Origin of the sequence: Colwellia sp. MT41, assembly GCF_001444365.1 — a bacterium.
GTDB lineage: Bacteria > Pseudomonadota > Gammaproteobacteria > Enterobacterales > Alteromonadaceae > Colwellia > Colwellia marinimaniae.
The window spans coordinates 963,296-978,674 of sequence record NZ_CP013145.1 but is presented as its reverse complement, the minus strand read 5'-3'; the positions used below and the strand labels follow the sequence as shown (position 1 = coordinate 978,674).

The window sequence follows — 15,379 nt, the reverse complement described above, 5'->3', positions numbered from 1 at the left end:
CATAAAAATACATCTCGATTTAAGCTGATAAGTTAAGCTCAGTGAGCCAACTTTTAATATTTTCAATACTGGCGTAAGCAGTCATATCTACGGTGAGTGGTGTCACCGATGCATACCCATTAGCTACCGCATGAAAATCTGTTCCCTCGCCACCGTCTAACTCCTCGCCTAACAAGCCATACCAATAAATATCTCGCTGCCATGGGTCTTGCATTTTCTGCATACCTTCAGCTTTGTGTCGGTGCCCCAAACGTGTTACCTGTATACCTTTAAGCTCAGTCAAAGGAATGTCTGGCACATTGATATTTAAAATTTGGTCTGCTGGTAATGGATGGGTACGCAGACGTTGGATTATTTTCGCGGTAACAATCGCCGCCGTTTGGTAATACTGCTCGTTTTTACCGGCTAAGGAGACTGCAATAGCCGGCATGCCCATATGACGCCCTTCAGTTGCGGCCGCCACAGTGCCGGAATACAGAGTATCATCACCTAAGTTGGCGCCTTTATTGATGCCGGCAACCACTAAATCACAATCGGTATAAAGCTGACTAAGCCCTAAGTGCACTGAATCTGTTGGTGTGCCATTTACCGAGGTAAAACCATTGTCTAACTGCTGGGTTCGTAAAGGGTTCAGTAATGTTAAAGAATTGCTGGCACCGCTACAGTTTCTATCTGGGGCAACCACATTAACGATAAAGTGCTTAGCCAGTTCCTCATAAAGCACCTTGATGCCTAAGGCATGTACACCATCATCATTACTCAATAATATTTTCATCTTACTCCTATCCATTACTTATTATCTGGCGTTGCAGCTACAGGCTTAGCACTATTTTCTCTTTTATCAATGCGCGCGGTCATATCTTGGTAGTTCAATAGCTCACGTAAAATGGTGGTAGCATAACAGCCAGCAGGTAAAAAGAAGCTAATTTTTACTGTGCTCGTTGCCTCTTCTGCTGACAACAATTCAATCGCTGTTTCACTGACAGTTAAGCGAATACGTCGACGTTCTTGTTTTAAACCAAAACGTGGCAGTCCTTGGCATAACTCATCATTTTCTTGGGCTATTTTTTGCTCAAGGAGCAGCGGCTCATTGCTAGTCATCAGTTCACCAGCGCCCCACATAGGTGCGGTGATATCAATATCTTTATCAACAAAACGCTGTTTTATCGTGTTATCGAGCTCATCAAGATGAAAAACTGATTGAGTACCGGCTAACATTAATACGTCACCAACCGCCACTTTATCAAAACATTGTTGCTCTATACGCTCATTCAGCACAGCATTAAATATATGAGAGCGGGCTGCTGACAAATACATACCACGCTTTTTTTTATCTTTTACTTTTTGACCTGAAAATAAAGCTAAAGCACGCTCTATATTGCCGCCACCAATACCAAAACGTTGTTCGCCAAAATAATTTGGCACACCCTGTTCAACAATTTTTTGCCATCGTTTTGTCAAGGCTTTGATAGCGCTCACCTCACGTAAAATCAATTCAAAGCGATTGCCTGTTAATGCACCTGTGCGTAATTTCTTATTGTGTCGCTGGTAGGACAGGATCTCAACGCCTTCAATACGTAAGTCGTCTAAATTATAGGATTTTTTACCCGGAACATGCACACCAAACCACTGCTCTGTAACCGCAAAACGATCTTTTAAGCCCGCATAGGAAACAAGTTGCTCTTTCACTTGAAAATATTTAGCGAGTTCTCGTGCGACGAATAAGGTATTAGCCCCTGTTTTTCGAAGATGAACAAATAAATGTTCCCCTTCACCACAGGGTAAAAAAGGTAATTGTTCAAAAACTTTAAAGTCAGTTATTTGGCTACGCAATAAACCTCTCGATTCTGGTTTTCCGTACAAGTAGGCGTGTTCTGTCAACATGTTATCAATCTTCTTCTAATGTGGTAATGAGTTCGCTGAAAAGGCATAAAGCCAACTAAATATCTTGTTTGTTCTCAACAGGAGGCTGTGCTTGCTCTATTGGCATCAATAAAACCACAGCATGTACTGAAATACCTTCTTTTCGTCCGGTATAGCCCAACTTTTCTGTCGTGGTCGCTTTAACATTAACTTGTCCAATACTTGTTTGTAGGTCTTCACTTAAACAGGTACGCATAGCGAATAAATGAGGCGCCATTTTGGGTGCTTGAGCAACAATGGTAATATCGGCATTACCTAGTTGAAAACCCTTAGCTGTCATTAACGCCACCACATGACGTAAGAGAATTCTGCTGGAAATATTTTTATACTGGCCATCGGTGTCCGGAAAGTGATTGCCAATATCAGCCAAGCATAATGCCCCTAAGATGGCATCACACAGAGCATGAATAGCGACATCGCCATCTGAGTGAGCAATAAAGCCCTGTTCAAAGGGAATTTTCACCCCACCGAGCACTAGAGGCCCTTGACCGCCAAATTTATGTACATCAAAACCATGACCTATTCGCATTGTGTCGTCCTTTATCTAGCTTTTTGCTTATTTAAATAAAATTCAGCTAATGCTAAATCATTAGGGTGAGTTATTTTTATATTTTCACTACTGGCAGCAACGATTAGGCTTTTATGATGTGCATGTTCCATTGCTGAGGCTTCATCGGTGATTGGCAGACCAAGTGCCATTGCTTGCTCTATGGCATGAGTTAATTCTTCTGTTTTATAAAGTTGTGGTGTTAAAGCATGCCATAATTGCTCTCTATCGACGGTGTTTTCAATCGTACACATGCCACCTGCTGTAGCAATACCTCGTTTCATGGTATCTCGCACAGCTGTCGCCAAAATCCCACCACAATCATTTTTTTGACATTCACTGATGAGTTTATCAATATCCTGGTGACTAACACAGGGACGCGCTGCATCATGGACCAACACCCAAGGATATTTTTGTCCATCAACCGCTTGTAAACCACTGAGCACAGAATCTACCCGCTCAGCGCCACCTTTGACCCGAATAATATCTGTATGCTGAGCTAAATCGGATTCACTAAAATATTCATCGTTTTCACTTAAAGCAATAATAACCTGGGTGATCAACGGATGGCTTAACAGCCGCATCACAGTATGGCTAAGAATTGTTTCATTATTTATACGTAGATATTGTTTGGGGCAATTGGCTTGCATTCGTTTACCTACACCAGCTGCAGGGACAATGACAACAAACTGTTGTATTTTTACCATTAAGGAATCACCTTGTCATTGATATTATTACTTACATGACGACTGCCACTTTCTGTCGGTATTAGCCGGAAAAAAGTTTCATTTACTTTGATCATACCCAAGTCGTTTCGAGCTCGCTCTTCTATGGCCTCAAGCCCTAACTTCAAATCGTCAGTATCGGCATAAAGTAATTTATTGCGTTGCTGTAGCTTTTCATTAGCACTTTGCTGGCGGACTAGATTTTCTTTCAAGAGCAGATAATCAGGCACACTATTTTTACCGAACCAAAGTCGGTATTGCAGTAAAACTAATATTATCAGTAAAATAGCGGTAAATACGCGCATAACAACCTAAAATAAGATATAAAAAGTAGAGAATTTTACCGTTATTATACCTAACTAAGGGCAGAGTTAAATAGCCAAGGGTTTTTTGAAGTTTTTCCAGTTAATAGAGCAAGATAATAGTAATTCTCGCAAGCTAGGAATAATAGGAACTTGCCTGCTATTTCTTTGCCAATAATGACCTGCGCAAGCGGAGACCATTATTTTTTTATTCGGCTTAAGTAGCTGTTTACCGACGCCCTTGTCTTCATTCGCGCTATTGAAAGCGGTTAACGAAAACCAGCCAGCAACATTGGTACGTAACCTTTGCTTATCGACATCGATGCGATCAATGCAATCAATAATAATATGATCAACCAGCAACACCGGCACAGCTAGCCCAACACTAATATCTTCTTGTAAGTACCAGGTAAAAACCTTAGCACGCTCTTGCGGCGTTTCTTGACCAGATAAAGGTATTTTTGTATTTTGTTTTGCCGACCAAGTAGCATTTTGACTGTCCAGTTGCAATGGCGACAGCCCTTGATAGATAACTTCTATCATGGCATGTGCAGTTCTATTAATGTAATAAGGCAAACTTTGTAAACGCGCCTGCACAGCCTGAGCATTGGCATAATCACCCTTAGCAATAAGGCCGATTTCTCGCTGATAAAGACCATTGCATAATTCAGCAAAGTCTCCGGTCTCAGTGTGTGTTTGCCAAAAGCTAGACTGTGTCATAAGGCGCAGATACTAATTATTTATAGATATTCCAGTATTAAGCAACAGGCAGAATAACCCGCACCAAAGGAACATAATATACTCTTATCTCCAGCGACCAAGCCTTGCTTGTTTTTGTGCAAAGCTATGATACAGCCAGCTGAACTAGTATTGGCGTATTCATCCAAAATAATAGGCGCTTCACTGCTAAGGGCTTCTCGACCAAGGACTTTTTTAACAATAAAATTATTCATATTAATATTCGCTTGGTGCAAATAAAGCCGCTTAATATCATCCGAGCCAAGGTTAAGCTTATCCATTTCGCTAATTATTAAGTTAGATACCATAGGTAAAACTTCTTTAAAAACCTTACGCCCTTGTTGGATAAAATACTTATCAACATCATCAACCTTATCAGGACTGCAGTGATTCATATAACCAATATTACTGCGGATATTATTGGAAAAATTGGTGATGGGTTTTTCACTCAATATTTTAAAAACGTGCTCACCATTGGCGGTACTTTCGTCTTCAATAATAGACGCTGTAGCCACATCACCAAAGATAAAATGACTATCACGATCACGATAATTAATTTGTGGTGATAAGATCTCAGGGTTGATCACCAACACTGTTTTTGCTGTGCCGCTACGAATGGCATTGGCCGCATTGATAATGCCAAACGTTGCGGCAGAGCATGCCACTAACATATCAAAACCCCAACCACCACAACCAAGAGCTTTTTGTATTTCAATGGCCATCGCCGGATATGAGCGTTGGGTGTATGCACAGGCAACGATTATCAGGTCAATATCTGCCGGTGTTTTATTGGCTGCCTGCATAGCATCTTTAGCCGCGGCAACTCCTATTTCAGCCTGCATGGAAAGCTGGTCATTACTGCGTTCAGTAAAGCGCGGCGCCATAACATCAACATTTAAAATATCTTCTTTCGCCATGACATAACGACTTTTAATGCCCGAGGCTTTTTCAATAAAGCTACTGTCTGAAGGAGATAACGCGGTGACCTTGCCATCTTCGATATCTTGACTATGGCTAAGGTTAAATTTCTCTACATATTGGTTAAAACAGTGTACTAACTCATCATTTGAGATACTCTGTGTTGGAGTGAACAACCCAGTTCCACTAATCACTACTGCCATAATAGGTCTCTTAAAATAAGGGGATAAATGCCATTGTAGTTACTATTACAACGATATAATTCAATGCAAGTATACTGGTTTGATAAGTACTCAGCCAATGGTTCTCTTTGGCTTAAGCTACCAAACGGATTTACGCTACTTGCTTGTTTATTCAATAATACTACACAACAACAGCATCAGTTCAATTTTTATTTAAAAATGAATTAGCCGACTCAAGCGCTACTCTTAAGGTTCCATAATTTAACGTTCAGTATTCCAACTAAATAAATATGCCCCGAGCAGTAAAAATACACTAGTCATCGCCAGTAAGGCATTAACATGAAAACTAATATCACTGAGCGATGCTCCTTCGGTAATTACCGCTCTGGCGCCAGCAACTAAATGGGTCAGTGGCAGAAAGTCAGCTAAGGTCTTCAGCGCATCAGGCGCCCCTTCTAAACTGAACCAAACGCCAGAAAGCATCATCATAGGCCAAGACGTTAAATTCAATAAGCCGCCAATAAGCTCTTCACTTTTACTACGACTTGCCACCAGTAGTCCGAGACTAATTAAGCACAAAGCGCCTAATACGCCAATAATAAATAAATCGATATAACTGCCCAGCATATAAAAATCAAAAAAGACATTACAGCCACTATAGACCACCGTTGACATAAACATCACGATAAATAAACGTGACAACAATTGTGCGGATACAAATTCAAAAGCCGATAGCGGCGTTGCTTTCAACCGTTTTAATACTGAGTTTTTCCGATAGCGCACAATGACAAAACCAACACCAAATAGGCAGCTAAACATCATATTCATCGCTAAAACACCCGGTAAGACCCAATCAATATAACGAATACTTATGCCGCTACTTGCTAAGCGAGTAAAACCTGATTGCTGGCCAAGGAATATTTTTTCAACTAAATAGCTTTTTGATGACTCTTCATTTACCCAATAACGCTGAGTGTTATAGTCTATTAACAAATCAAGACTATGGCGGCTAAGTTTTTCTTTCGCTAAAACCACATCGCTATAGTCAATAAAATCAATATAACGTAATTGAGTCAGTGCTGATTGAGCCGAGTTTTGTCTTTGCTCTGGTTGAATAAGCAAACCCACTTTATAGGCTGGTCGACCGTCACCCGAAAAAATAAATGAAAAGCCTACTAATAATAAAACCGGGAATAACAAGTTCCAGCCAAGTGATGACTTATCACGGAAAAACTCAATATTCCGCGCTTTAAAAACAGCAAAAAAACGATTAAAATTCATAAGCTTTCCTAAAGTGTAATAGTGCTCTATTAGCTACGCCTGTAATGAGTGACCGGTAAGTTTCAAAAACAAATCATCGAGGTTAGCTGACTTAACATGCAAGCCATCAAGAGAAACCCCCTGTGCCATCAACAGCCTTAGCGTTTTTTCAACGTTTTTACTGGTAATTTCAATGCGATCAGCTAATTTAGTCCAGCCATACTCGCTTACCAGTTCATGAGGGACCTGTGCTTGGGGAAGGTAGATAAAAATATCGTCGAAGTGTTTGGCAAGTAATTGATGTGGAGTACCTGCAGCAATTATCTTGCCTTTATCCATGATAACGATATCGTCACAAAGCTGTTCAGCTTCGTCCATATAATGAGTCGTCAAAATAATGGTTTTATTTTGCGCTTTAATATTTGTGATCAATTGCCAAAAGTTACGTCTGGCATGAGGATCTAAACCGGTCGTTGGCTCATCAAGAAAGATAATTTTAGGATCGTTGATCAAGGCTAACGCCAGTAGTAATCGTTGCCTCTGCCCCCCCGACAACAAGCGATTATCGCGATCGATAAAATCTTTTAAATCACACAATTCGATTAATTGCTCTTGCGCGACAGTATTTTGATAAAAAGCAGCAAATAAATTAAGGGTTTCTTTAACGGTTAAAAAGTCTTGTAAGGCGGTATTTTGAAATTGAATACCTATTTGTTGAGATATTTGGCTATCAACCAGCTGACCTTGATAAAGCACTTGCCCTGAAGAGGCACTAATAATGCCTTCCATAATTTCAATAGTCGTGGTTTTACCCGCACCATTGGGCCCTAAAAGACCAAAACAGTGTCCTTGTAATACGTCAAAACTCACCTTATCAACGGCGCAAACATCTTTATAATGTTTACTAAGTGACTGTACGCTTACCGCGGCGATCATAACTGCTCCCTATTTCTCAATTTCTACCCATATTGTACTGACTAAGGGGCGTTAGTAAAACTAAATAACATTTACTTTCAATCAGTTTAAGCAAAACCAATAAATGATAATGATTATCATTTGCATTGATTGGTTTCTTTGTTTATGCTTAATATAAACATGGGGGGATAGATATGAACACTATAGCTGTTAATAATGCCGATAAAGTACAAGTAGAGATATCAACTAATCTACTTACTCATTTACTCGATTCAGGTTTACTACACTGCGGTGACTGCAAATGTTTAAATGCTAATGCCAAGGCTGTTATCTGGCATACCTTACTAGCAAGTAGTACCAACAGTGATGTGCTCTAGGGAGAACATCATTATGTGCCTAGCCACACCAAAAGAGTTTACTTAACCTGAATTCTGGATAATGAGTACTTGATGGTTAAGTAAAAACAACGACTTACGGTTGTTAACAACAAAATATACAAGATTAAGTAGCAATATACACTATCAATGTTTCAATTTATTCGATTATCAAGGCAAAACGTTTATGAATAACGGGTTATTTATCGACGTGTTAACGCTGAGAATCGGATAAAGGGGAATATTGAGCAAGTGCTGCTTATCCAGAGTTCAGGTTACTTATATGGAAAATTGGTTAGTTATGCTACTGACCGTTTATCAAAGTAATGCCAGTAACGGTTTAGCTCAAACGATTAGCTTTTATTTGGACAAGTTACTGCAGCATGAGGATATCCACTTTTGTGGTGACAAACGCTGTGACTATATATACCCATGTTACTTCAAGATGCAGGATTCAGCTGGAATTAGCAATGCCTTTAGGTAAGGCATTGATTGAAGAAAATAGTTATTCTATTGTCGAAATCAATAACGTAACATAAAGCGTTGCTAAACCGGCCCTGCGGGGATGCCTGAACAAATAATGCTCATCGTTGACTCTATTTTTAAGGGAATAACCCTTAATAAAAAGAGGCGCCTTGACCCTGAATCGCTCAGGTATCCTGAAACACGCATGTTGAGGTATCATGGGTATAAGCATGCAACGTTATTGGCACTGGCAGGCAGTAAAAGAAAAAGAAAAAACACATTAATTAGCTAGCTTTTGTACCACCATTAACAGTATCTAGTCGCAAAGAGATATAATTTTTAAGGTGTTGGTTTAGAGCTTTTTTTCCTGTTAAGCCATAAAAATGACATACAGTATCAATATCATGTTTTTGTATCAACCTAGCAATAAGCACTAAGGAATGCTGAATAACGTCCGTAGAGTTATGTTTATCATGCGTTAGCAGATCATGTTTGCACCATAGATACAAACTATAGGCGCAACTACTATATAAACGCTGCCCTTGAGCATAGGCATGCACACTTTCGATATCGGCTATGGTCAGCTCAGTGAGGAATTCCTTAGCATTTTTTGTCAACAGTAAATACACCAGTGTACTGGTCAGCGTTTTATATTCGTCTAAAAGTAAATAATCAAAGCTACGGTAAAAGTCCTGCTTTAATTGCTGTTGCTTTTGTCTAGCTCTAAAATTTTTGCCATTAATCACTAAAGCAGAATGCTCACCACTGGCTTTATCTTTAGTAAAGCCAATACGCACCATAGTAAAACCGGCTTTAAACCAAAACGATAACAGCTGTTCATTAACACCAAAACTGGAGCCAACAAAATCAGCGCCTTGATGTGTCGCTAGCTGCTGTACTTTTTCTAGAAAATAAGCGCCAATACCTCGCTGTTGTATTTGTGGGTGCACAGCGATGCGCATAATGCGTAAATAACGATAATCAAAGGCTTGTTCAAAACCACAATGGCTGAATAGTGACTGTGGCAAGAAGTGATTACGTAAACGACGTTGGGAGTTTTTAATTGCCTTAACATCCGTGTCATCAACACCATAACCTGTGCCTTCATTCATTAATAAAGCAACAGCGAGCACATCAACTTGCTTATTGTTTTTTGAAAAAAGACAGGCCAGTTGTACCTGCGGGTTGTCTAACAGTAATTTCAAGTCGCTCGGTTTCGTTTGATAATGTGCCGTAACCAAAACAGCAAAAACTTGCTGTAACAAAGCCTCATCGGTAATCAGCTGCTCAGCGCTGATAACTTTAAACACGGTGGCGGCAAGAAAATCCGTATTTTCAGTGGCGTTATTATCACTATTTATTGGCACCTGTGCAGCTAAGATTGGTAACTCGGCATTTAATAAACAGCTATCAAAGACCAACTGCTCCAGTGGATCGTTTACCCGCCAACGAATCGGCTGATTGATATGTAAACTCAACCATTGCGGGCATAATCTAGTAAGGCTCTGCTGAAACTTTAAGGTAAAACCGCGCCCTGCGCCTTCATAACCATGGACAGTGCTAGAGAAAACCATTCGGTGATAACTGTTAAGTAATTGTTCAAGTAAATACACCGGAATAGCGGCCGCTTCATCAACCAAGAGTAGGTTAACCTTTACCGGCTGCTTTAACAGTTGCTCAACGGCGATAAAGTCAAGGCGGGCTTTACCCAAGGTAAAAGTATTGCCGCGCTGCTCAGCATTGGGCAAGCTATCACTTAACTGCCGAAAGAAAACCGCTAAAGCTTGAATATCCGGAGCCGTAATAATAATACTAAAGACATGGTGTTCATGCGTTTGCAACAGTTGTACACACGCAAGAGCTAAGGCAGATGATTTCCCTCTACCGCGATCAGCGGTTAACACCAGCGGTCTTTTCCTATGACCGGTAACTACCTTAACAATGGCTTGCACCGCATGATACTGCTCACTAGTAATACAGCCTAAAGGATATTTTCCCTGCATAGGCTCATATTCTGGCTTATGCAGATGAATAGTCATGCTTGGTGGTGGCAGCTTAGCTGACGCTTCGGTAATTATGGTATGACTAGGCATGGCTTCAATTAATGAATAAAAACGTTTAAAAAACAAACTTTCCTGACATTTTTCCGCTAATGATGGCAACACAAGAAAAAATATCCCGCCGGCTCTTAGGGTGCCTGATAATGCTGCAAAGGCATCAATAGTGAATTGGCTGTCGATAAAAACAATGACATCACTTTCACTGCCAAGCTTATCCCGGTAGCGCTTTTGCTTAACATTAGCAGTAAGTACCCTGCTGTCACCATATATTAGACAGGTTGAATGAGGCGCAGATGATGGCGATTCACGCTTAGCATTGCCAGACACAACCGCTGATACCGTATCCAAAGATAACAATAATGACAGTGCCCAAGACTCACTTCCCGATAAAACGACTAAGCGGCGTTCATTATTTAACGCGGCTTGCTTAGCATAATCTTTAATCCAAGGGCTGAAATGTTGGGCTGGCATTATGTCGTAACGTCCTAAAAGTTAGCATCTGAGTGAAGAACACTAAGTTTATCAAGTATGTTAAAGCAAAAGAATAAAAATCAATCTCACATTTTAAAATAAACAACGCCTTTACTGAATACCCGCCTAAATGAAGCATGATTATTTTGTAAAGTTTGATCTAGGTCAATATGCATGACGTAGCAAGGGATTAAAATTAACCCTAAATATAGCTTACCTTAATCATAAACTTTCGAGAGCATTATGAAGCAAGCAACGTCTCCTGAACAACAAAGAAAGCATGAGCGAAATACCTTTATCTTTTTAGCGGTATTTTTAGCACCCATTTTATCGGTAATAATCGTTGCTGGCTTTGGTTTTGCCGTATGGTTCAGCCAACTAGCCTTCTTAGGCCCACCAAGCTCTTAAGTGCTTGCTTACTAGGAAGACCAATACTATGGAAAAGTTGGCCGATCCATCAAGAAGACGTTTTTTTCGCGGCCGGGTAAAAACCAAACAAGAAATACGCTTACCTTGGGTAATTAATGAGGCGGTGTTTACCTCTGGCTGCACACAATGCCAAAAGTGCATTACTCGTTGTGAAACTAATATCATTGTTAAAGATGAAGATGGTTATCCAAAAATCGATTTCAGCTTAGGTGAATGCAGCTTTTGCAATAAATGTATTGAGGCCTGCGAACAACCACTTTTCTCTGGCGCTTTCACAGAAGAGAACAGGATAAACAAGAGTGAAAAAGCTTGGCCGGTAACCTTGGAAATTAGTGACAAATGTTTAGCCAAGAATAACATCTACTGCCAAAGTTGCCGTGATGAATGTGAAACCAGCGTAATTAAATTTAACTACCTTAATTCAAGCATTCCACAGCCAAGCTTAGATAATATTGATTGTAATCAATGTGGTGCCTGCATCAAAAGTTGCCCACAAGATGCCATCGCTTTTACCTTCAATGCAACAGAAAATTAACTTAACCTCATTTAAATGAAAGAATAAATATGACACAAAGTTCAAACAGTCAAACATCTGAATATCACGTAGCTAGCTTAATCGCTTCTTGCATACTGGCCCAAGTTGACGAGGTTAAAGCCGCTATTTTAGCCGTTGATGACACTGAAATTCATGTAACCAGTGCCGAAGGAAAAATAGTTTTCACCATAGAAGGCACTAGCCATAAAGATATTGGCAAAAAAATGGACATCTTAAGAGTTCATACCGGCATCCTAAATTTATCACCAGTTTATCATCAAGTCCTAGATGAAAGTGTTGATGACGATGCCACTAAGCAATAGCGATAAAAGTAATAATAACTACAACACTTATTAAAAAGCTCAGTAAAAGAAAATGAGTAAATTTAACCCCATTTTAACATCGAATCACAAAAACAAAGGAAGGTGAACCAATGAGCATTAATCGCCGAGAATTTATAAAAGCAAATGCGGTAGCCGCAGCAGCAGCTGTTGCTGGCGTATCTGTTCCCGCCATAGCCTCTAATTTAATCACCAGCTCAGACATTACTAAACTCAAGTGGGACAAAGCCCCTTGTCGTTTTTGTGGTACCGGCTGTAGCGTAAATGTTGGTGTAATGGATGGTAAAGTTGTTGCTACCCATGGTGATATTAAATCCCCGGTAAACAAGGGTCTTAACTGTGTTAAAGGTTACTTCCTCTCTAAAATCATGTATGGCAAAGATAGATTAACTACACCGTTACTACGCATGACCAATGGTAAATACGATAAAGAAGGTGAATTTACCCCTATCTCTTGGGATCAAGCGTTCGATATTATGGCTGAAAAAGCTAAAGCCGCTTTAAAAAAAGACGGGCCAGAAGCCGTCGGTATGTTTGGTTCAGGTCAATGGACAGTACAAGAAGGTTATGCTGCGGTTAAATTATATAAAGCAGGTTTCCGCTCTAACAACATAGATCCTAATGCCCGTCACTGTATGGCATCAGCGGTTGGTGGTTTTATGCGTACTTTTGGTATCGATGAGCCTATGGGCTGTTACGATGATTTAGAAGCTGCTGATGCCTTTGTCTTATGGGGTTCTAACATGGCCGAAATGCATCCGATTTTATGGACACGTTTAACCGATCGTCGTTTAAGTGCCCCCCATGTAAAAGTCGCGGTATTATCCACTTTCGAGCATAGAAGCTTTGATTTAGCCGATAATGGCATGATTTTCACGCCGCAAACCGATTTAGCCATCTTAAACTATATTGCCCATTACATTATTAGTACCGGCCGGGTAAACAAAGATTTTGTTAACAAACATACTAATTTCAGATTAGGTGAAACCGACATTGGTTATGGTTTACGCCCTGAACATCCGCTAGAGCAAAAAGCGAAGAATAATGGTAAGAGCAAAGGTAGCTCTACGCCAATAGATTTTGACGAATATGCACATTTTGTCAGTACTTATACGGTTGAATACACCGCAAAACTTTCTGGTGTGCCTGAGCATAAGTTAGAGGCATTGGCTGAGTTATACGCCGATCCAAAAATTAAAGTCACCTCATTCTGGACTATGGGTTTTAACCAGCATACGCGTGGTGTGTGGGCCAATAATCTGGTTTATAATATCCATTTATTAACCGGTAAAATTTCAACACCAGGTAACAGCCCGTTTTCACTAACCGGCCAACCATCCGCTTGTGGTACCGCCCGTGAAGTAGGTACTTTTTCGCATCGGTTACCCGCTGATATGGTTGTTACCAACCCTAAACATAGAGCCATTGCTGAGAAAATTTGGGATTTACCAGAAGGTACTATTCCGGCAAAACCAGGTTATCACGCAGTTTTACAAAACCGTATGCTTAAGGATGGCAAGTTAAACTTCTACTGGGTGCAATGCAATAACAACATGCAAGCCGCCGCTAATATTAACGAAGAAGCCTACCCAGGTTATCGTAATCCTAAAAACTTTATTGTGGTATCAGATCCTTACCCAACGGTTACCGCACAAGCCGCTGACTTAATTTTACCAACCGCCATGTGGGTAGAAAAAGAAGGCGTTTACGGTAACGCTGAGCGCCGTACTCAATCTTGGTATCAAATGGTTACAGCACCGACAGGCGCTAAATCAGATATGTGGCAATTAGTTGAGTTCTCTAAACGTTTTAACATTGAAGATGTGTGGCCGGAAGAATTAATTGCTAAAAAACCTGACGTACGTGGAAAAACCTTATTTGATGTACTTTATAAAGATTGTGATGTCGGTAAATACTCCCTTGATGAAATTCCAGACGATCGCTTAAATGATGAGTCTCGTCATTTTGGCTTCTATATCCAAAAAGGTTTATTTGAAGAGTATGCCAGCTTTGGTCGTGGTCATGCTCATGATTTAGCCCCGTATGATAGATACCATAAAGAGCGTGGTTTACGCTGGCCGGTAGTTAATGGTAAAGAAACTAAATGGCGCTTTAAAGAAGGCTCAGACCCTTATGTTAAGCCCGGCAGTGGTTGGGACTTTTACGGTCACAAAGACGGTCGTGCCATTATTTTTGCCTTACCTTACGAACCCCCAGCAGAATCACCCGATGATGAATACGACTTATGGCTATCAACAGGTCGGGTATTAGAGCACTGGCATTCAGGTTCAATGACCCAACGGGTGCCCGAGTTATACAAAGCCATGCCTGATGCCTTGGTATATATGCACCCTGATGATGCCAAGTCTCGTGGTATGCGCCGTGGCGATTTAGTTAAGCTTATTTCTCGTCGTGGTGAAGTACAAACACGCGTTGAAACGAGAGGCCGAAACAAACCGCCGGTAGGCTTAGTTTATATGCCTTGGTTTGATGCCAGTCGCTTAGTAAACAAAGTGACTTTAGATGCTACCGATCCATTATCGAAACAAACAGATTATAAAAAATGTGCTATCAAAATTGTTAAAGTTTAGGAGAGTGATATGAAAGATTTAAAACTAGTATCAATTGCCGGCTTAATGGCCTTGCTGTCAACATTATTTTTAGCGCCGATATTAACGTCGTTTACCGTACATGCTGCCGATAAAGCAGAAAAAAATACGCTAGCAACATTAAGAAATCACACAGAAATAATGACGCAGAAAAAACCAAATCGTATGCCAAAAGTAATAAATAATGATATTAAACAAGTGCGTAATTATCCTATGCAGCCACCCGTGATCCCGCACACTATTCGTAGTTATGAGGTAAACAAAAATAACAATAAATGTATGTCGTGTCATTCACGTCATCGCACCGAAGAGTCACAAGCACCTATGGTCAGTGTAACTCACTACATGAACCGTGATGGCAACTTCTTAGCCGAAATATCGCCACGTCGTTATTTCTGTAACCAGTGTCATGTCGCACAACTTGATGCCAAACCATTAGTGGAAAATACTTTTATTGATATGCACAGCTTAATGAAACAAAAAACAGCTAACACTACAGAGCACTAGGAGTAGCCATGAAAAATTTATTAAAAAACATGAACTTGGCAGAACTACAAACATCCTCTACTAAGACTAAAGAGCACT

General features: G+C 40.3%; 17 protein-coding genes. 7 read left to right on the top strand and 10 right to left on the bottom strand.

Annotation, left to right across the window (positions count from 1 at the left end; all coding sequences use genetic code 11):
• Window positions 1-19: 19 nt before the first annotated feature.
• The 9 genes from surE to CMT41_RS04110 form a co-directional block, all read right to left on the bottom strand.
• On the bottom strand, window positions 20-775 hold the full coding sequence (gene surE, locus CMT41_RS04150; protein ID WP_057179931.1) for a 5'/3'-nucleotidase SurE: 756 nt from the start codon (window positions 773-775) through the stop codon (window positions 20-22).
• Between the two features lie 14 nt (window positions 776-789).
• Window positions 790-1,884, bottom strand: coding sequence for a tRNA pseudouridine(13) synthase TruD (gene truD / locus CMT41_RS04145; RefSeq protein WP_057179930.1), 1,095 nt, complete (start codon window positions 1,882-1,884; stop codon window positions 790-792).
• A gap of 55 nt (window positions 1,885-1,939) precedes the next feature.
• The gene (gene ispF / locus CMT41_RS04140) at window positions 1,940-2,452 is read right to left on the bottom strand and encodes a 2-C-methyl-D-erythritol 2,4-cyclodiphosphate synthase (RefSeq protein WP_058026443.1); all 513 of its coding nucleotides are present in this window, start codon (window positions 2,450-2,452) and stop codon (window positions 1,940-1,942) included.
• A gap of 11 nt (window positions 2,453-2,463) precedes the next feature.
• On the bottom strand, window positions 2,464-3,177 hold the full coding sequence (gene ispD, locus CMT41_RS04135) for a 2-C-methyl-D-erythritol 4-phosphate cytidylyltransferase (protein WP_058026442.1): 714 nt from the start codon (window positions 3,175-3,177) through the stop codon (window positions 2,464-2,466).
• A complete protein-coding gene (ftsB, locus tag CMT41_RS04130) occupies window positions 3,177-3,500 on the bottom strand; it encodes a cell division protein FtsB (RefSeq protein WP_058026441.1) in 324 nt (107 codons plus the stop codon). The genes ispD and ftsB overlap by 1 nt, the downstream gene beginning before the upstream one ends.
• 66 nt (window positions 3,501-3,566) lie before the next feature.
• The gene (locus CMT41_RS04125; protein WP_058026440.1) at window positions 3,567-4,217 is read right to left on the bottom strand and encodes a hypothetical protein; all 651 of its coding nucleotides are present in this window, start codon (window positions 4,215-4,217) and stop codon (window positions 3,567-3,569) included.
• Window positions 4,218-4,237: 20 nt separating this feature from the next.
• Window positions 4,238-5,356 (bottom strand): beta-ketoacyl-ACP synthase III, encoded by a 1,119-nt coding sequence (locus CMT41_RS04120; RefSeq protein ID WP_058026439.1) that lies wholly within the window; start codon window positions 5,354-5,356, stop codon window positions 4,238-4,240.
• Window positions 5,357-5,596: 240 nt separating this feature from the next.
• Entirely contained in the window at window positions 5,597-6,616 is a 1,020-nt protein-coding gene (locus CMT41_RS04115; protein WP_058026438.1) for an ABC transporter permease, read from the bottom strand.
• A 33-nt stretch (window positions 6,617-6,649) separates the two neighbouring features.
• Complete coding sequence (locus CMT41_RS04110; protein ID WP_058026437.1) at window positions 6,650-7,531, bottom strand: ABC transporter ATP-binding protein; 882 nt, start codon at window positions 7,529-7,531, stop codon at window positions 6,650-6,652.
• Window positions 7,532-7,704: 173 nt separating this feature from the next.
• On the opposite strand from CMT41_RS04110, the gene CMT41_RS04105 reads away from it, so the two are divergent.
• Window positions 7,705-7,887 carry a hypothetical protein gene (locus CMT41_RS04105; RefSeq protein WP_057179922.1) on the top strand — a complete coding sequence of 61 codons (183 nt, stop codon included), beginning with the start codon at window positions 7,705-7,707 and terminating at the stop codon, window positions 7,885-7,887.
• A 280-nt stretch (window positions 7,888-8,167) separates the two neighbouring features.
• On the top strand, window positions 8,168-8,368 hold the full coding sequence (locus tag CMT41_RS04100) for a hypothetical protein (RefSeq protein ID WP_058026436.1): 201 nt from the start codon (window positions 8,168-8,170) through the stop codon (window positions 8,366-8,368).
• 265 nt (window positions 8,369-8,633) lie between these two features.
• On the opposite strand, the gene CMT41_RS04095 is transcribed toward CMT41_RS04100, so the two are convergent.
• Entirely contained in the window at window positions 8,634-10,880 is a 2,247-nt protein-coding gene (locus CMT41_RS04095) for a tRNA(Met) cytidine acetyltransferase TmcA (protein ID WP_058026435.1), read from the bottom strand.
• Window positions 10,881-11,123: 243 nt separating this feature from the next.
• Between CMT41_RS04095 and napE the strand changes: the two genes are divergently transcribed.
• The 5 genes from napE to CMT41_RS04070 all read left to right on the top strand — a co-directional run bounded on the left by napE (window position 11,124) and on the right by CMT41_RS04070 (window position 15,301).
• Window positions 11,124-11,288: a periplasmic nitrate reductase, NapE protein gene (gene napE / locus CMT41_RS04090; RefSeq protein ID WP_058026434.1), complete on the top strand. Its 165-nt coding sequence runs from the start codon at window positions 11,124-11,126 to the stop codon at window positions 11,286-11,288.
• Window positions 11,289-11,316: 28 nt separating this feature from the next.
• Window positions 11,317-11,844 carry a ferredoxin-type protein NapF gene (napF, locus tag CMT41_RS04085; RefSeq protein ID WP_058026433.1) on the top strand — a complete coding sequence of 176 codons (528 nt, stop codon included), beginning with the start codon at window positions 11,317-11,319 and terminating at the stop codon, window positions 11,842-11,844.
• 29 nt (window positions 11,845-11,873) lie between these two features.
• Window positions 11,874-12,167: a chaperone NapD gene (locus CMT41_RS04080; RefSeq protein ID WP_057179916.1), complete on the top strand. Its 294-nt coding sequence runs from the start codon at window positions 11,874-11,876 to the stop codon at window positions 12,165-12,167.
• Between the two features lie 110 nt (window positions 12,168-12,277).
• Window positions 12,278-14,776: a nitrate reductase catalytic subunit NapA gene (napA, locus tag CMT41_RS04075; RefSeq protein WP_058026432.1), complete on the top strand. Its 2,499-nt coding sequence runs from the start codon at window positions 12,278-12,280 to the stop codon at window positions 14,774-14,776.
• Window positions 14,777-14,785: 9 nt separating this feature from the next.
• Window positions 14,786-15,301, top strand: a complete 516-nt coding sequence (locus CMT41_RS04070) for a nitrate reductase cytochrome c-type subunit (RefSeq protein ID WP_058026431.1) — start codon at window positions 14,786-14,788, stop codon at window positions 15,299-15,301.
• The last annotated feature ends 78 nt before the right edge of the window (window positions 15,302-15,379 follow it).